Below are 16675 nucleotides of genomic sequence, written 5' to 3' on the forward strand. Positions count from 1 at the left end.
TTTCCTTAATCTGCAATAATATTCTGAATCTTCTCCTCAAGCGTCTTTGCAGGCACAACGCCAATCGTAATATCACGGATGACTCCATCACGATCAATCAGAATATTCGTCGGGAACGCAATCCCTTTATAGAGCTTAAATTGGTCGCCCTTCGTATCCATCAGGATCGGATTCGTAAGTTGATACTGCGCAACGAATGCCTTGGCATTCTCAAGTGTATCTGTCGAGGTCACGTTCACGGAATACAGGTCCAGCTTCTCCTTATACTGCTCTGAGAAACGCTTTAAATCCGGCGCTTCTTCTTGGCACGGTTCACACCAAGACGCCCAGAAGTTAATCATGGTCACCTTATCACGTTTACCACCAACCGAATACGTCTTGCCATCCAATGCTTCCAGCTCAAACCCGGGAGCCAGCTTGTTCAGCATTGGTGCCGCTTCCGTCGGTAAGGCGGATGAATTCGAATTCACAGGACGATCTTTTTTGGTTCCATTTTGATTGATTGCAATCGTCACTAACAGCACAATCACAACCAATAGCCATAAGTTCCTTCTCATCGGTGATTTACCCTTCTTATCGATTCATATTTATATGCATTGTGCACATGGTCTTTAACTTCTATTGTACCCTCTTTTTCCTCATATTTTCAAACCTTACCAATCTTTTTTTGCATGTCGCCCCATCAAATCGGCAACAATAATGGCACATGAAACCAAATCCCCCCACAAAGCGGGGCTTTGGCTTCGGAGTCGATTCATGTCCTTTGTGGGGACCCCGAACACTTATGAATCTTTAGAAAGGTTGGGAAGAATGGCCACCAAAACAAAGTCCAAGAAGCTTCTTTCCATCTCATTCGAGAGCGAGATTGAATCAAGTTCGAAGAACAATGATTCATCCGAAACAAAACCAGACGCATCTCAGAGCGATAAAGGAAGTGTATGGAAGTATATAGCCCTTGCCAGCATTCCATTGGTTCTAGTGCTCGGCAATTCCATGCTTGTCCCTATTCTGCCACAGCTGCAGTCACAGCTTCACATTTCCCAATTCCAGAGCAGTCTGGTGATCTCGATTTTCTCCATCGCTGCGGCTCTTATCATACCGCTCGTTGGTTATTTATCCGATCGGTTCTCACGTAAAGCGATCATGATTCCTGCTTTAATCGTTTACGGCAGTGCGGGCATTCTAGCAGGGTTCGCTGCCGCATGGGGCTCCTACTCGTGGCTTATTATCGCACGTGCCATTCAAGGTATTAGCGCGGCTGGTACCGCTCCTATTGCCATGGCCCTCGTCGGTGATCTATTTAAGGATGGTGAAGAGAGCAAAGCACTCGGATTAATCGAGGCCTCCAATGGTGCAGGGAAAGTTGTAAGCCCCATTCTTGGATCGCTTCTCGCTTTAATCGTATGGTATGCAGCCTTCTTCGCATTCCCTATTTTTTGCGGGATATCGCTCGTGATGGTTATTTTCCTCATCAAAGAACCGAAACGAAAAAATGAACCTTTGCCATTGAAACCCTATTTGCATAAAATCGGGGCTATTTTGAAAAAGAAAGGCCGGTGGCTCATTACTTCATTTTTTGTCGGTTCCCTTGCGTTATTCATCCTCTTCGGGATTTTGTTCTACCTGTCTAATATTCTGGAGAAGAAACCTTATAATATCGATGGGGTTGTAAAAGGTCTTGTATTAGCCATTCCACTCCTCGGCTTGGTCACGACTTCGTACATTTCAGGAAGTGTTGTCAAAAAAAACGGGGTTCTCATTCGTTGGTTCGTCAATATCGGACTCATTGTGATGACGGTTTCCCTTGCCTTAGCCATCTTCTTCAACAAAAATATCTATGTATTTATTGGATTGCTTACACTCAGCAGCATTGGAACGGGGTTGTTATTACCTTGTCTCAATACGATGATTACAGGGTCGGTTGAGAAGGGTGAACGCGGGATGATTACATCATTATATAACAGCTTACGCTTCCTCGGGGTGGCGTTCGGTCCGCCATTGTTCGGGTGGATGATGGGCATATCACATGCAACGATTTTCATTACCGTATCTGCATTGTCGCTCATCGGTCTCGGGCTTAGCTTCTTCCTGATCAAACCGGATGCTACGGTCAAATAAACAGTCCAGTCACAGATAATTCGAGGTGTACTTAATCGGCCATAACAGCCGCCGTCTCAGCAGCAAAATAAACCAAGAAGCTACAAACACTTCAAGCATCATCGAACGTACATTCCGTTCTATGTTGTTGGTGGAATCCGTCTTGATCTCAGGCAACTGAGGAATGGTTAGCATATGCAGCTTGATACTGCGCTTGACTGTAATAAACCCGTCTTTCTGTGAGCCCTTGAGGAGTAATTCATTCGAGCCAATCGGCGCACTTGCATTTTCAACGAACGCGATAGGAATAAAAATAGACAACAGCAAAATCATGCTCATCCAACAGGTGAGTGTGATTTTTTTGCTTTTATGCATCATTTTTTGTTCCTCCTCTCCGTTAAAAATGACAACCGATTTACAATTAATCTTTCTATGAAGGATCTTCTACTTTTTTCATTTCGGTCTTCGCTGCGTTTTTCTTCTTATAATTGCGATCGAGCTTAAAGATCCGATTCATGAAATTGTAGACATGCTTCGATTCCTTAGTTAATAGTGGACCTAAGATCGCTAAGATTAACACGTACAATGCAGAGAATGGCTGCAAAATCGCCAGTAATCCCCCTGCTTTCCCCAGGTTCGCTATGATGATCGAGAATTCCCCGCGTGATACAATCGTGAGTCCAATATTCGATGAGGCTTTGGGTGATAATCCGGCACTGCGACCCGCGAGCATACCTGCAATATAGTTACCAATTAATGTGATGACGACCGCGCCAAGTGATAACCACACCGCTCCACCAAGCGTGAACGGATCAATCGTCAAGCCGAAGCTGAAGAAGAATAGTGCTCCGAAGAAATCACGAAACGGTAAAATCAAATGTTCAATTCGCTTCATATGCTCTGTCTCTGCAAGAACCAATCCAACGAGCAACGCACCGATGGCTTCAGCAACATGGATGGTCTCGGAGAAGCCCGCAACAATGAACAGCGTGGCAAATACCGCCAGCAAGAACAGTTCATTGGATCGAATGTTAAACATTTTGTTCAGTAAAGGCAGTGCTTTACGTCCAACGACAATAACTAAGAGCATATATCCAAGCGCAATCGCTGCAGATAGCAATACTCCACCGATGGAGCTCGCACCGCTAAGCACAAGACCAGATAGAATCGAAATATAAACGGCTAGGAAAATATCCTCGAACATGATAATACCCAGTATCATCTCCGTTTCCGCATTCGCCGTACGCTTCAGATCTACCAGTACCTTGGCAACAATCGCACTGGACGAAATACTCGTAATCCCGGCAATAATGAGTACTTCTTGAAGCGGCAGCCCCGCGCCAAATCCGAAGAGAAGTCCTAACGAAAAGTTAATCACGATATAGATCGTCCCGCCGATGGCAATTGACTTACCCGCCTTTATTAGACGCCCTACAGAGAACTCTAGACCCAAATAGAACAATAAGAAGAGTACGCCTAGCCGTCCAAGAAGCTCAATTAACTCGGCACTATGAATAAACCGAAAATCAAAGTTACCAAACTTAGGTGCGTGAGGTCCTACAGCCATCCCAACAAGAATATAGAAAGGAATGACAGAGAACCTTAGTTTTGCAGATAACAAGCCAGCAAGCGCAATGAGCGCAACAGCTAGGCCAAGCTCTAAAACAACATGCTCCATCCCATCACTCTCCGTTCATTAAGATTTGTTTCAATTTCATAATTTGTTGACGCTCTCCCGCTACGACCAGGGTCGCATGTGCTTTGAGAACACTGTCTGGTCCAGGATTAATGACACGCTCATTCTCTTTGCCCAGCATGGCAATGATCGTCGCACCTGATTGATGGCGTACATTAATCTCTCCGATGGTCTTGCCGACACATACCGCATGGGGCTCAATTTTGTACCATTCAATAATGAGCTCATCCAGCGCCACCTCGATACTCTCCAGCGCTTTCGGCTTGTAAGCCATTCCCCCGACGATTCCCGCGATCTGTCTCGCTTCATCATCGTCCAGCGTGATCATCGAGATGCTCTCATCCGGATCCTCATGGTCAAAATGATACATTTCCCTTCTCCCGTCATCATGTACAATGATGACAAGCTTATCTTCGCTGCGGGTTTCGATCACATATTTGTGCCCAATCCCTGGAAGATCACAATCTCTGATTTGCTTCATTCACAATACCTCCAGCTTATTTTTTTGTAAAGCAGTAATATTATATCATAAATCTATCCCTCATCCCCAGCATGATGCACAACATGTATAGATTACCAAGTATTTGTTAGGAGGAAAATACCACTAATAGGTACGATTAACGAGTCCTATTCATTGCATATATATCTTTTTCCTTGTATTAACATCCTTATTCTCTACATATTGGGTATTCTCATGCATACAAAAAAACACCCCCAAAAGGAGGTGTTCAATCAAATGATATCCATCTAAGATGAACTTAAATACGCATATAATTCCGATAACGTCGTGACTTGCCGTTCACGCATTCTTCGCACATACTGCGACCATAATGCTGCGGTCATTCGGGCATCTTCTAATGCATGATGACGCGTCGTCACCTCAATCTGATTCATTACCAGCAATTCATCCAGTGTATAGTTACGGGACTCCTTCTCCAGCCACTTCGCAACGAGCATCGTGTCTACGAGTCGATGAGACCAGCGCGCCCGCCATGTTTTCCAGAATGCAGAGACTAAGAACGCTTTATCATGACCGCTGGCATGGGCTATCAAGACATCTGAACCGACAAATTGCATAAACCGTTGAAGTGCCATCGGAAGCGGCAGACCATTCGCCAGCATCGCATTCGTAATTCCCGTCAACTGTTCAATTTCGGGCGGGACCGTCTGATTCACTTGGACGAGCGAATAGAACTGTTCCCCCGTATTGATCTCTTCTCCCTTGACTCGGACTGCCCCAATCGAGATAATTTCATCCCCATGATTGGGTAGGAACCCCGTCGTCTCCAGATCGAACACGACCACAGATAATTCTTCCAAAGGAACGTGCAGCACATTGGGTTTCCGCTGCTCCTTCAACGTGTTACGCATAAACGCAATTTGCTCCGCTTTGGCATTTGGAACGCCGATAATGGAAGAAAAAGCAGATGAAATCTCACCCCTCTTCAGTGCGCTCCACCAACTTCCTTCCGTTGATCCTCGATCCTTCATCGTTCATTCCTCATCTGCACACGTATTTGTCGATTCAAATAGCGTTGTAAGCCATGTACAGCTTGCAACTCCTTCTTCAATGCTCTTACGACGTCTCGTGTTAAGTCCGATTCAGTCACATATCCATGGCTCACGTATTCGCCCTCTTCGATGACAAATGGAATCGTTGCCCGCCTTGCTAATACCGAGCAGAAAGCTATCTCACATGAGCTAAGAAGCTCTGTATCCTGGGACCCATTCTGCTTCAAATACATGAAGCGTTCCCACGTGGATGGTTGCTGAAGTGCATAGAATGCATCTTGATCCACTCTTAACCCTGTAGTAATGGCTAGATAACGAATTCCATTCACTAGCGGAATATAGGCCCCATACTTCAAGTTCACCCCCCCGGCGAACTCTCCGAACCTTTCCCGAATAATCTGGCCAAAAGAATTAATCGACGCTTTATAGTACAACGTGTTGCGCAGCATCGCTTCCGCAATACCAGGCGTACGCTTTAGCAGGTTCGTATATAAGGCACGCCATTCTGCCGCAAGGTCCTCGTCACCAAATACAGGACGCATGTCGGATGCAATCAGCAAATAGCGTACATGCTCCCAAGATAAGTCTTCAAGCCATAACATCAATTGTTCTTCCCACTGCTTCATCGACTTCCGCCAAACACTATTGCTTACGAGCACCTGCCCCTTGCACCTCGGGAATCCAAGCACCATCAATTGTTCAACGATCACTTCCGAGAAGTGCTCGAAATATTCGAGTACGGAGCTATCCGTCGTATCCTCCATGATCAATCCATGATCCTGGTCGCTCCATTGTGCTTGTTCACTTCGACCACCGCTTCCGAACAAGACAAATGCATATCGAACAGGCGGATGCCCCAAGCCCTCCCTGACAAGCATTTGCTCACATAGACGAATCGTTTCTGCAATCAATGCATCATGCCATCGATTCAGCTGGACATTCCACTCGAGCACCTGGGTCGAATCCACAGCTTGGCTCCACAATGTCTGATACTGATCACGTAACAGACGTAACGCGTGAACCGATGTCGCTGCCCCTAATGCTTCCACTGCGACTCCAATTTGCTCCATCCGCCTACCCCCATGTATATCCCGTGTCACATTTCATAACATAACCATTCAGCTCTAGCTGAATTATAACGAACAAGTCTAGGGCGCACAAGCATCCTTTTGTTAAAATATGTGTATTCGATAAGAATATACCCTGATGATGTCAATTTACATCACTCGAGTTCCAGAGACCCACACGACAAACCATAACGTTTGACTGTATACTTTGATGTTTAGTATGATACATAGATAGCAATCTTAAGAAGCGAGGTGCCTAACATTGGACACAATCAAAATGTATCGCATCAGCGAACTAGCAAGAGAAGCAAATGTAAGCCTGCGTACGATCGACTACTATACAAAGCTTGGCTTGATTGAACCCGAGCAACGTTCCAGCAGCAATTATCGTCTCTATAGCGATGAAACCTTAATCCGTTTACAACGTATTAATCAGATGAAGCAAGAGAAATACACGCTCGATGAGATTAAACACAGCTTGACGGAATGGAGCAAGGTAACGCGAGAAGAAGAAGTATCACAGCGATTGACCGCACTTCAGATGCATATGGCGCAATTAGAACGTGAGGTGAAGGAGCTAAGTCCAGTCATCGAACAGCTCAAGCCGCGACAAGCAAAAAATTTATTCAAAAACTTAACTCCGCAAAGCGCCGCAGTCATCGAAGCGTTACTGCTATTGCTCAGCAAAAACTCAATTATGTAATTACAATAGGAGGGCTATACCAATGACATTATCAACATTTATGTACATCCCAATCTTGCTAGCCTTTATTCTAACGATATGGGCACAATTTCGAGTCAAAGGAACATTCAACAAGTGGTCTGAAGTTCCAGTTCAAAGCGGACTTACAGGATATGAAGCAGCTAGACGAATGCTGGATGCCAATGGGCTCCATGATGTTCCCATCGAACCCGTTCGCGGCGCATTGACAGACCATTACGATCCGATTGCACGAGTGGTAAGATTATCCGAACCGGTCTATTATGAGAATTCCATCTCAGCCGTATCGGTTGCTTGTCACGAAGTCGGTCATGCGATCCAACATCAGCAATCGTATTCCATGCTTGTCCTTCGCCATCGGATGTTCCCATTCGTGAATTTCGCCTCTGGCGTCGCACCGTTCTTGTTGCTCGCAGGATTCATCTTCGACTTCATGAACCTAGTCGGTATCGGTATTATCTTCTTCTCCGCTGCGGTAGCTTTCCAAGTCGTTACGCTGCCTGTAGAGTTCAATGCAAGTAATCGGGCACGTGACATTATGGTCTCTGAAGGCTTTATTACGAATGATGAAGAACGAGGCGTTGCCAAAGTATTGAACGCCGCAGCACTCACTTACGTCGCCGCTGCGCTCCTATCGCTTCTCGAGCTTTTACGTTACATCTTAATTTTCGTGAACAATCGCGATTAATACGAAGAAACCAAAAAAACTCCCATCCGTGCTAATGTACGGAATGGGAGTTTTCTCTATTTTCGAAGAACTGTAACAAAAAGGCGTAGAATACAGCAGCAACGGGTGATAATTTATCATCGATTCGACGGATGAGACCAATCGGTCGAACGACCTTCGGCTCCCGGATACGAACCCTTGAAGGCTCCAGCTTTTGTGTCTGGAATAAGGCCATATCAGGAAGTAAGCTAACGCCCATCCCTGCAGCGACAAGTCCGCGTATTGTATCTGTCTCTTCTCCTTCGAAGCTAATCTTCGGTGAGAATCCAGCCTGCTCGCATGCATCCCATACGATGGGCCGCAAGGAATAACCTTGGCTAAATAAGACGAACATTTCATCCTTCAACTGTTCCAATACGATTGATTCTTCTCCGGCAAGCGGATGATTCGGCGGTACGATGGCTGACAGCTCCTCCATCAATACAATCTGACCCGTTACATGCTCCGACTCATCGGGAAAAGGGGATATGAACGCCAGGTCCGTGTCTCCTGAACTGACATCTTTGATCAGCGATGCATAATTCCCCTGCTTGAGACGAAATTTCACATTCGGATGAATCTTCCGAAATTCGGAGACCACTTCCGGTATTAGATGAATACCCAAGCTGTGTGGAAATCCTAGCCGGACCTCCCCGCAATTCGGGTCATGAAATTCATGGACTTCCTGTACGGTTCGCTCTAGCGCGCGCAAGACCGCCTCAATACGCTTATACAGGAGTTGACCGACAGGGGTTAGCTGAAGATTACGTCCCTTCTGTATAAACAACTTTACGCCAAGCTCTTCCTCTAACTGGTGAATCTGGCGGCTGACAGCCGATTGTGCCACATGCAGTTCTTCCGCCGCTTGCGTCACATGTTCTTTCTTTGCTACTTTCACAAAATAATACAACTGCCTTAATTCCACTGATGTACACTCCGTTCTTGGCGTCAATACAGCTACTGTACCATGCCGCCCTTGTGCTTTCAATGAAAAAATGTAATCGTCTTCACAGTCTAAGCTTACGAATCAATCCGTAGAGGATAAACCCAGCGACAAGCCCGCCGAGATGCGCCCATAAATTCACACTCGCTACCATAACGGAATAGACCAACCCCATGCCGAGCAGCATATAGATCGTCTGTCTTGAAGGAGGATCCAATAATGATCGTTGCAACAGAACAATGAATAGATACGCTCCGTAAATGCCGTAAATTGCGCCTGAGGCGCCCGCCGACAAGGTTGGACCACTAGCCATCAAATCACTAAACACATTCCCTAGCAGGCCGCTGAAGAGGTAGAACAAGGCATACTGCCACGATCCAAGCAAGCGTTCGAGCGGTGGAGCGAATACGAACAGCGCAAAAGAATTAAACAATAAATGATCGAACCCGATATGAACGAACATCGCTGTGAAATATCGCCAATATTCTGTTGCATATTGCGAATCATTCAACATCGCCCCATACTTCAGCAGTGTGAACGTATTCGTTGACCCTCCATCTAGCGTCATCAGAATGAACACCACGATATTGGCAAGCAGTAGAACCGACGTCACTGGATAGAAGCGAAGATAACTCTTGAAATTCTCATAACGAATAAATATCATAATCCATCACCATTCCCTAAATTTATTGTAAAACAATTAGACATTATCGACTCAAAACAACTATAATAATTCTGGAAGCAAGATATCTAAAGGAGGCAATATCCATGGCACAAGAACGTACAGTAGCATTCAAAGGAAACCCGATCACATTAATCGGTCCAGAACTTAAAGCAGGCGACAAAGCTCCTAACTTCACATTGAACAAGAACTTGCTTGAAGAAGTAACGCTTCAAGACTATGCAGGCAAAATCAAGCTGATCAGTGTTGTTCCTTCCCTTGATACAGGTGTATGCGATGCACAGACACGTCGTTTCAACGAAGCAGCTAGCAAGCTTGGCGATAATGTCGTTATTCTTACTGTAAGTGCTGACCTACCATTTGCACAAGCTCGTTGGTGTGGCGCAGCAGGCATCGATAAAGTAATCACGTTGTCTGACTACAAATCCAATAGCTTTGCAGAAAGCTATGGTGTATTGATCAAAGAATTCCGTCTAGATATGCGTGCTGTATTCGTGGTTGATGCGAACGATACGATTACATACGTAGAAGTGCTCCCCGAAATGACTGAGCATCCGAACTATGAAAATGCGATTGCAGCTGTCCAAGCGCTTCTGTAATCGTAATACGTAGTACGTAAAAAGCGAGCGAAGGTTCCCCTTCCTCGCTTTTTTGCTGTTCCTATATAAGATTCAGGCAGCGCCTGAAACGTTTAGCTCGATGTTTTATATGATGATAGCTTCTTATCTAGAATTGCGAACAATTCCATAATCACACGATAATTGGATCCCAGATCTCCCATACCGCCGCGCGATGCAGAGAAAATATCGACTGCCGATTTGGTTGGTCCCACAGATATTACAGATACCGTAATATCCATCGTTCTGCCTGTAACCGTTCTTTTCTCCAGCGTAATTTCACCAACAGAATGCACTTCATGAAGCAGCTTGTACCCTGGAATTTTCTTAAGTGTGGATACAACCTCTTCCCATGCACGATCTTTAGATAAACTATAGTAATGTGATTTTAATTTAGGGTCTTTGGCACGATCGCCAGTTGCTTCATAACTGCGCAAGATGCCGATTAGAGCTCTTTTGAGTGACAACGAACTTCCTCCCTTGTATGTACACAAACCCGCAAATGCCGTCCGATTTCAAATGCTTCTGAACCTACTCTCGCAGGTGGGTGCCCGCAGAGTTACCTTTGAAGTCCCAGTGAAGGGCGTGTCAGCCGCAACTCGATTTGAACTCCCTAGAAACCGTTATTGGTTCAAAACAACGTGAAATCGAACGAACACCGCAGGATGTAACACCTATTATAGTACCTTGCAGTCCAAAAGTAAACTAAGTGGTCGGCTTGTCCTCGCTTAGCACTGCCTCAGCCTCAGCTTCTTCCTTCTCAGCTTTCTCCAGTGCATCCTTCTCTAATTGCAGCTGCATCTTCAAATAAATCAAATGGAAGTTATAGAATGCGAACGTAGCAATGATACTACCGGTAAAGAAGATAATCAAGAACGGATATCTCAAGCTGAAGTAACCGAGAATACCTGCTCCAAGTACAGTTGTAATGGATCGGATCGGTCGGATGACTGTCAGGAGAACCGCATTCTTAATCAGTTGTAGCGTTTTCATATGATAGTGCACGATCATCGAGAAGAAGTTGAACATCGAGATCAGCAATACGATCAGCAATACCACCATCACAATACCAACGAATTGGAAGCCCTTCAGTTGGGTCATATACACTTGTAAATCCACATACATAATGACAGCGAGCAACGTGTAGAAAATACCGCCGATCATTGCTTGTACATAGTTCTGCTTATACCCTTTGAAGTACGTCGAGAATAGCTTGACATCCGTCTCACCCATGACCCATTTACGAGCGACCGTGAACATCGCTGCGGTTGCAGGGAATAATGTGAACGGAGCTACAATCCCCATTGCCCAGTTCATTGTAATCGACTCATTTACTAGGTTTTGTTGGACCACTAACAACTTCGTAAACGCGAAGAACAAGAATGGGGACGAACATAAGATCCAGAGCAGATTAATAGCCGACAAGCGCATAATCCATTCCGAGACTCGATATAATCCTCCCATAACGCCTTTAAATTCCAAACAAATTACCTCCTCAGCAAATCATCAATGCTTGTATATTATATTACTATAATACAAATGACCTACTATTTGCTACCGCCTATTTTAGTTGGACTGGGTAGTAGTCTAAACGGCTAGCACCTAACCACCATAGGATACACTGTAATCCCCAACCACTTTCATTTTATAGAAGGAGGTTACAGTATGGGCGACTTCGGATGCGGCGGTTTCGGATTCACATCTACTAGTGGAATTTTAGTTCTTTTCATTCTGCTCGTTATTGTTAGCGGCGCTTTCATCTAACTACGTTAATCCTCAACCTTGATGCACAAAAAAAAGACGAAGCCTTACGCTTCGTCTTCTTCCATTCTATACGTCGCTCATACTCTCAGGACGTTTCGCTGGTTTACGGCCTTCACCGGTATTCGTACGTGGTCTGCGATCTCCTTCGCCACTTGTGCGAGGTTTGCGATCGCTGTTACCACGGTACCCACTGCTGTCTCCACCACGGGAATAACCGCCTTCACGGCTGCCATATCCGCCTTTGGAGTATCCGCCAGAGCGGTTGCCATCACGACTGCCTTCGCGACTGCCCTCACGACGGTAAGAAGAACCTTCGCGGTTCCCGCCGCCGCCTTGACGGTTGGATCCGTAGCTGCCAGATGGCCGACGTCCGCTAGAACGGATGTCCGGTTTACGGCGTTTTGCACGAATCGGCTCTTCCGGTGTCAATTCGATCACACCATCTTTCTTCTCGCCTGTGAGCAACTTCATAGCCGCCGATAGCAATTGTACGGAATCATATTGTTCGAGCAATTGAATTGAGATTGCCTTGAACTCGTTGTATTCTTCATTCTGAACGATCTCAAGAATACGCTCAGCTGTTAGACGTTGTTTACCTTCAATAGCTTCTGCAAGACTTGGCAATGGCTTCTTCGGAATACGATGTCTTGTCACTTTCTCAATGAAGTGCAAGTGATCGATCTCACGAGGTGTTACGAAGGACCATGCTGTACCTTCTTTACCTGCACGGCCTGTACGACCGATCCGGTGTACATAGCTCTCAGGATCTTGTGGAAGGTCAAAGTTCACTACGTGAGTCACGCCACTCACATCAAGTCCACGTGCCGCAACGTCTGTTGCCACGAGTACATCAATGCTGCCGTCACGGAATTTACGCATAACGGTATCACGTTGGTTCTGAGACAAGTCACCATGCAATCCGTCAGCAGAATAACCACGTTTCTGCAACGCTTCGGACAATTCGTCAACACGACGTTTCGTACGTCCGAATACAATTGCAAGCTCTGGAGATTCCATATCAAGCAAACGGCTAAGCGCTTCGAACTTCTGACGCTCATGCACTTCAATGTAAGCTTGATCGATAAGTGGAGCACTTACTTGCTTAGGAATAACCGATACATGTTCTGGGTTCTGCAAGAATTGTTGTGCAAGCTTCTGGATGTTCGGAGGCATTGTTGCCGAGAACAACATCGTCTGACGCTCATCAGGAACGAGCTTCAAGATCGATTGAATGTCTTCCATGAAGCCCATGTCGAGCATTTCATCTGCTTCATCCAAGATGACAGTCTGTACATCATCCAGTTTAATGGTCTTACGATTGATATGGTCAAGCAAACGACCTGGTGTACCGATAATGATTTGAGGTTTCTTCTTCAATGCGCGGATTTGGCGAACGATATCTTGTCCACCGTAAATCGGTAGGGAGCGAGTACCTTTGAAACGTGCAAGCTTTGCAATTTCTTCAGATACTTGAATCGCTAATTCGCGTGTGGGTGTCATGATTAGTGCAACGATACGTTCTTCGGTAACTGGAATTTTGTTGATAAGCGGAATACCAAATGCTGCTGTCTTCCCTGTACCTGTCTGTGCCTGTCCAATCAAGTCTTTCCCTTCCATTGCAAATGGAATGGATTTCGATTGGATCGGAGTGGATTCTTCAAATCCAAGTTCCGTAATTGCCTGGAGCAGCTTCGCGTCCAAGCCAAAATCTGTAAAGTTCATCAATATAGTTCATACTCCTTCTTTATCTTGGGGGGTGATGGACATTCCCCATCCTAAACTGTATCCTTAAGTAGCGAAAAACATTTTGTATGCGATCCCCTGTATTTCAATTCATATGCATATATAATGCACAAATCCAACTGCAAACATCGTCGCAGTTGGAAAATAATCCCTACTCAAGAACATCTAATATATTATATCACAAATTAGATGGAGAATACCAGCGACTAACTTGCTAAATACTACATATGAGGTGAATTTCATTGAAAAAAGTATGGGAAATCGCTTCCATGATCATTGGAGCGTTTTTTATAGCCGTAGGGTCTAATTTGTTCATTATCCCTCATCAAATTTTGAGTTCCGGCTTGAACGGACTCGCGATGATCACCGGTTATTTCACTCACTGGAATATCGGATTGTTGTATCTGATCTTCAACGCCCCGATCCTCGTTGCAGGATGGTTCATCCTCGGGAAAAGATTTATCTTCAATAGTATGGTGTCCGTTGTTGCGGTAACTTGGTTCATGCAATTGTTGCCAGTGTATCAGTTCAACGACACCCCTATCCTCGGCGCCGTATTCGGCGGATGCCTCATTGGTTTTGGTGCGGGTATCTCCCTTCGAATGGGCGGCTCTTCTGGTGGATTCGATATCGTTGCTTCCATTATTTCCAGATACCGCGATATTCAGCTGGGGATGATGATCGTCGGCTTAAATGGCTTCATCATTATCGCCCTTGGATACATGAAGGACAACTGGGATTTGGCCTTATATTCCATGCTCTCCGTATTTATCACGGGAAAAGTAATGGATGTGATCCATATTAGCCATATTAAAGTTACTGCCTTCATTATTACGAATGAGACGGAGCTTATGCTGGAGAAGTTGCTTGGCTTGCCGCGTGGTGTCACCATCATCAAGACGCGTGGTGCCTATTCGGAAGTGGAGAAGGATATGCTGATGACAGTAACGACACGTTATGAGTTAGCCGAACTGCAGAATATCATTAAATCTGTTGATAAGAAGGCTTTTGTGAACATCGTTGAGACCGTCGGTGTAATGGGCGCATTCCGCAGACGAAAACCGTAAGTGTCGCTACTTTTTATGGGGAAGATGTGTTATAATCAAATGGATTTAAATTGGAAATAAATCATTTGGCATAGTTTTCAGGTTTTTACCCTTTGTTTCACGATGTACAGCTTTTCCGAACTCGTAATCATGATTTCGATGAAAGGGTGATCGCTGTGGAAATGGAAACGGTAAAACTGTCCGAGATTGTGTTAAAATGGTACCCTGATCTTATTCCGTTCCTTCGCCAAACGGAACTGGATCGCAACATCGTACTACGGGACGGTATCAACATCTTAGGTCCTGGGGATGCAATGGAGATTATTCATTACAGCATCTGTGATAATCAAAAAAATGGTTACATTCATTAAGCAGCTCCCCTGTAGATGCCTCACTTCTGCAGGGGAGTTTTTTCTGCAAAATCCTCCATAATGCTCTATATCGAATCTCTCTTTTTCGCTATAATCTAGTAATAGTGCGAGTTCAAAAAGTCGGCTTTTCAGCACCTAAGAGTTTTCGTAGAAAACTGACATCGGAAGCGTATGCTCAGGTTGCGAGAATCCTTGGATATTGCTTCCGTAGCTAGTTTTTCTTCGAAAAACTTTCAGGAGGAACGGAGTTTAGGTCAAACCTAAATGAGTACCTGAAATGTTTCTGAAGGAAACATACTTCGAAAACATAAGCTCTTCGAGGATGAACGCAAGATTCGATGTCGGGTCTGCTACTTGCAACACTTCGTGATCAAAAGATGACTTTTTGAACAACCTCTAATAGCGTCGCAAGAGGAGAGTGTACCCTTTCATGAACATCTTATGGTCTTTATTACTCATGGCTCTGAGCTCCTTAAGCCAGACACCAGCGCACCAAGACACTAGCTCAACGCAGTTAATGAGAGCTGCCCTGCAAGCCATTAGCGCCGAAGCGAATCCGAGCGGTCAGATCTCGAATCCATTCGCTGCGCTTGATCCACAGCAGCACGCTCCTAAAGTGAAGGGCATCTATGCAACCGCATACAGTGCCGGCGGCGAACGTCTGAAATCCTTGTTGCAATTAATAGATTCGACTGAGCTTAATGCGATGGTCGTTGATATTAAAGATGACTCCGGTTATATCACCTATAAAACGGACAATGCGAAGTTAGCGCAGCTTGGATCACCTAAGCCCTTTATTAAAGATATTCACCAATTCATGGAGACACTACAGAAACATCAGATCTATCCGATCGCTCGAATCGTCGTCTTCAAGGACACTGTACTTGCGAAGAAGCATCCGGAACTCTCTTTCGTCAAATCCGATGGATCCGTGTGGGCGAATGGCAAGAAGGACAGCTTCGTGAATCCCTACACGAAAGAAGTATGGGACTATAATATCGAACTAGCCAAGGAAGCTGTGAAGCTAGGTTTCCGTGAAATCCAATTCGACTATGTTCGGTTCCCTGAAGGATTCGAGAACAAGGCCAAATCGCTCAAATTCACAACGAATGACAAGTCGCGCGTACAAATTGTTGCCGATTTCGTCGATTATGCGAAGCAGCAGCTCGCGCCTCTTGGTGTGCGCGTATCCGTAGATATTTTCGGTTATGCAGCGTCCGTCCCTGCCGCAGAGGGCATTGGACAGGATTTCGTGAAAATATCCGAACATGTCGATGTGATCTGCCCCATGGTATATCCAAGCCACTACTCAACCGGTTGGTACGGCGCGAAGAATCCGGATATCGAACCTTATCGCACGATTAAAGGCTCCATGGAGGATACACACAAAAAACTTTCTCCACTCGCCGAGAAGAAGCCTATCATCAGACCATGGATTCAAGACTTCACTGCAAGCTGGCTCGGAAAAGGGCATTACACGAAATATGGCAAACATGAAGTCGAAGAGCAAATCCGCGCCTTGAAGGATACCGGCATCGATGAGTACCTATTGTGGAACGCTGGCAATCGGTATACGGAAGATGTGAAGTACTAGGTTGGATTTAACGCCAATAAGAAGAGCCCTGTATACCACTGGTCAAGACCCCATTTTATAGACACTGAATAAAGCCCTAGGCTGTAAGCTGCTTCCGGTACTCTACCGGAGGCAGC

General features: G+C 45.4%; 19 protein-coding genes and 1 other RNA gene. 8 read left to right on the forward strand and 12 right to left on the reverse strand.

Translation table 11 applies throughout. The features are described from left to right. Window positions 1-5: 5 nt before the first annotated feature. Window positions 6-557 carry a TlpA family protein disulfide reductase gene (locus tag AC3WU2_RS25900; protein WP_018755795.1) on the reverse strand — a complete coding sequence of 184 codons (552 nt, stop codon included), beginning with the start codon at window positions 555-557 and terminating at the stop codon, window positions 6-8. Window positions 558-810: 253 nt separating this feature from the next. Here AC3WU2_RS25900 and AC3WU2_RS25905 point away from each other — a divergent pair, with 253 nt between their 5' ends. After that, window positions 811-2118 (forward strand): MFS transporter, encoded by a 1308-nt coding sequence (locus AC3WU2_RS25905; protein ID WP_492457848.1) that lies wholly within the window; start codon window positions 811-813, stop codon window positions 2116-2118. A 9-nt stretch (window positions 2119-2127) separates the two neighbouring features. Here AC3WU2_RS25905 and AC3WU2_RS25910 read toward each other — a convergent pair whose 3' ends face one another. The 5 genes from AC3WU2_RS25910 to AC3WU2_RS25930 all read right to left on the reverse strand — a co-directional run bounded on the left by AC3WU2_RS25910 (window position 2128) and on the right by AC3WU2_RS25930 (window position 6375). Beyond that, window positions 2128-2475 carry a hypothetical protein gene (locus tag AC3WU2_RS25910; RefSeq protein ID WP_492457849.1) on the reverse strand — a complete coding sequence of 116 codons (348 nt, stop codon included), beginning with the start codon at window positions 2473-2475 and terminating at the stop codon, window positions 2128-2130. A 52-nt stretch (window positions 2476-2527) separates the two neighbouring features. Further along, a complete protein-coding gene (locus AC3WU2_RS25915; protein WP_492457850.1) occupies window positions 2528-3775 on the reverse strand; it encodes a cation:proton antiporter in 1248 nt (415 codons plus the stop codon). A 4-nt stretch (window positions 3776-3779) separates the two neighbouring features. Beyond that, window positions 3780-4274: a cation:proton antiporter regulatory subunit gene (locus tag AC3WU2_RS25920; RefSeq protein WP_018755799.1), complete on the reverse strand. Its 495-nt coding sequence runs from the start codon at window positions 4272-4274 to the stop codon at window positions 3780-3782. A 266-nt stretch (window positions 4275-4540) separates the two neighbouring features. Continuing rightward, a complete protein-coding gene (locus tag AC3WU2_RS25925; protein ID WP_492457851.1) occupies window positions 4541-5284 on the reverse strand; it encodes an exonuclease domain-containing protein in 744 nt (247 codons plus the stop codon). After that, the gene (locus AC3WU2_RS25930; protein ID WP_492457852.1) at window positions 5281-6375 is read right to left on the reverse strand and encodes a DUF294 nucleotidyltransferase-like domain-containing protein; all 1095 of its coding nucleotides are present in this window, start codon (window positions 6373-6375) and stop codon (window positions 5281-5283) included. The genes AC3WU2_RS25925 and AC3WU2_RS25930 overlap by 4 nt, the downstream gene beginning before the upstream one ends. 274 nt (window positions 6376-6649) lie before the next feature. On the opposite strand from AC3WU2_RS25930, the gene AC3WU2_RS25935 reads away from it, so the two are divergent. Together AC3WU2_RS25935 and AC3WU2_RS25940 are read left to right on the forward strand one after the other, a co-directional pair. After that, the gene (locus AC3WU2_RS25935) at window positions 6650-7075 is read left to right on the forward strand and encodes a MerR family transcriptional regulator (RefSeq protein ID WP_379350930.1); all 426 of its coding nucleotides are present in this window, start codon (window positions 6650-6652) and stop codon (window positions 7073-7075) included. 22 nt (window positions 7076-7097) lie between these two features. Continuing rightward, on the forward strand, window positions 7098-7781 hold the full coding sequence (locus AC3WU2_RS25940; protein ID WP_018755804.1) for a zinc metallopeptidase: 684 nt from the start codon (window positions 7098-7100) through the stop codon (window positions 7779-7781). A gap of 31 nt (window positions 7782-7812) precedes the next feature. On the opposite strand, the gene gltC is transcribed toward AC3WU2_RS25940, so the two are convergent. Beyond that, window positions 7813-8724, reverse strand: coding sequence for a glutamate biosynthesis transcriptional regulator GltC (gene gltC, locus AC3WU2_RS25945; RefSeq protein WP_492457853.1), 912 nt, complete (start codon window positions 8722-8724; stop codon window positions 7813-7815). A gap of 82 nt (window positions 8725-8806) precedes the next feature. Beyond that, a complete protein-coding gene (locus tag AC3WU2_RS25950) occupies window positions 8807-9406 on the reverse strand; it encodes a rhomboid family intramembrane serine protease (RefSeq protein WP_492457854.1) in 600 nt (199 codons plus the stop codon). A 104-nt stretch (window positions 9407-9510) separates the two neighbouring features. Here AC3WU2_RS25950 and tpx point away from each other — a divergent pair, with 104 nt between their 5' ends. Further along, window positions 9511-10023, forward strand: coding sequence for a thiol peroxidase (gene tpx / locus AC3WU2_RS25955; RefSeq protein WP_492457855.1), 513 nt, complete (start codon window positions 9511-9513; stop codon window positions 10021-10023). Window positions 10024-10115: 92 nt separating this feature from the next. Here tpx and AC3WU2_RS25960 read toward each other — a convergent pair whose 3' ends face one another. The 3 genes from AC3WU2_RS25960 to AC3WU2_RS25970 form a co-directional block, all read right to left on the reverse strand. After that, complete coding sequence (locus tag AC3WU2_RS25960) at window positions 10116-10508, reverse strand: DUF1499 domain-containing protein (RefSeq protein ID WP_018755808.1); 393 nt, start codon at window positions 10506-10508, stop codon at window positions 10116-10118. Window positions 10509-10530: 22 nt separating this feature from the next. Continuing rightward, window positions 10531-10711: non-coding RNA, 6S RNA (ssrS, locus tag AC3WU2_RS25965), on the reverse strand. 35 nt (window positions 10712-10746) lie between these two features. Then, on the reverse strand, window positions 10747-11523 hold the full coding sequence (locus AC3WU2_RS25970) for a YesL family protein (protein WP_492457856.1): 777 nt from the start codon (window positions 11521-11523) through the stop codon (window positions 10747-10749). Window positions 11524-11706: 183 nt separating this feature from the next. On the opposite strand from AC3WU2_RS25970, the gene AC3WU2_RS25975 reads away from it, so the two are divergent. After that, window positions 11707-11805: a YjcZ family sporulation protein gene (locus tag AC3WU2_RS25975; RefSeq protein WP_492457857.1), complete on the forward strand. Its 99-nt coding sequence runs from the start codon at window positions 11707-11709 to the stop codon at window positions 11803-11805. Window positions 11806-11871: 66 nt separating this feature from the next. On the opposite strand, the gene cshA is transcribed toward AC3WU2_RS25975, so the two are convergent. Next, window positions 11872-13530, reverse strand: coding sequence for a degradosome RNA helicase CshA (cshA, locus tag AC3WU2_RS25980; RefSeq protein ID WP_492457858.1), 1659 nt, complete (start codon window positions 13528-13530; stop codon window positions 11872-11874). Between the two features lie 260 nt (window positions 13531-13790). Between cshA and AC3WU2_RS25985 the strand changes: the two genes are divergently transcribed. From AC3WU2_RS25985 to AC3WU2_RS25995, 3 genes are all read left to right on the forward strand, one after another. Next, window positions 13791-14615, forward strand: a complete 825-nt coding sequence (locus AC3WU2_RS25985; protein ID WP_314588759.1) for a YitT family protein — start codon at window positions 13791-13793, stop codon at window positions 14613-14615. Window positions 14616-14776: 161 nt separating this feature from the next. Further along, a complete protein-coding gene (locus AC3WU2_RS25990; RefSeq protein WP_018755813.1) occupies window positions 14777-14965 on the forward strand; it encodes a hypothetical protein in 189 nt (62 codons plus the stop codon). 430 nt (window positions 14966-15395) lie between these two features. Further along, window positions 15396-16559: a putative glycoside hydrolase gene (locus AC3WU2_RS25995; RefSeq protein WP_492457859.1), complete on the forward strand. Its 1164-nt coding sequence runs from the start codon at window positions 15396-15398 to the stop codon at window positions 16557-16559. The last annotated feature ends 116 nt before the right edge of the window (window positions 16560-16675 follow it).

The organism is Paenibacillus sp. EB106-05-06-XG162 (assembly GCF_058791655.1).

Excerpts from the sequence above, each read along its gene's own strand:
- AC3WU2_RS25915 (WP_492457850.1), bottom strand. The coding sequence starts at position 3,775 with ATGGAGCATGTTGTTTTAGAGCTTGGCCTAGCTGTTGCGCTCATTGCG.
- AC3WU2_RS25995 (WP_492457859.1), top strand. The coding sequence starts at position 15,396 with ATGAACATCTTATGGTCTTTATTACTCATGGCTCTGAGCTCCTTAAGC.
- AC3WU2_RS25975 (WP_492457857.1), top strand. The coding sequence starts at position 11,707 with ATGGGCGACTTCGGATGCGGCGGTTTCGGATTCACATCTACTAGTGGA.
- AC3WU2_RS25990 (WP_018755813.1), top strand. The coding sequence starts at position 14,777 with ATGGAAACGGTAAAACTGTCCGAGATTGTGTTAAAATGGTACCCTGAT.
- AC3WU2_RS25900 (WP_018755795.1), bottom strand. The coding sequence starts at position 557 with ATGAGAAGGAACTTATGGCTATTGGTTGTGATTGTGCTGTTAGTGACG.
- AC3WU2_RS25905 (WP_492457848.1), top strand. The coding sequence starts at position 811 with ATGGCCACCAAAACAAAGTCCAAGAAGCTTCTTTCCATCTCATTCGAG.
- AC3WU2_RS25920 (WP_018755799.1), bottom strand. The coding sequence starts at position 4,274 with ATGAAGCAAATCAGAGATTGTGATCTTCCAGGGATTGGGCACAAATAT.
- tpx (WP_492457855.1), top strand. The coding sequence starts at position 9,511 with ATGGCACAAGAACGTACAGTAGCATTCAAAGGAAACCCGATCACATTA.
- AC3WU2_RS25935 (WP_379350930.1), top strand. The coding sequence starts at position 6,650 with ATGTATCGCATCAGCGAACTAGCAAGAGAAGCAAATGTAAGCCTGCGT.
- AC3WU2_RS25925 (WP_492457851.1), bottom strand. The coding sequence starts at position 5,284 with ATGAAGGATCGAGGATCAACGGAAGGAAGTTGGTGGAGCGCACTGAAG.
- AC3WU2_RS25910 (WP_492457849.1), bottom strand. The coding sequence starts at position 2,475 with ATGATGCATAAAAGCAAAAAAATCACACTCACCTGTTGGATGAGCATG.
- AC3WU2_RS25930 (WP_492457852.1), bottom strand. The coding sequence starts at position 6,375 with ATGGAGCAAATTGGAGTCGCAGTGGAAGCATTAGGGGCAGCGACATCG.
- AC3WU2_RS25950 (WP_492457854.1), bottom strand. The coding sequence starts at position 9,406 with ATGATATTTATTCGTTATGAGAATTTCAAGAGTTATCTTCGCTTCTAT.
- AC3WU2_RS25940 (WP_018755804.1), top strand. The coding sequence starts at position 7,098 with ATGACATTATCAACATTTATGTACATCCCAATCTTGCTAGCCTTTATT.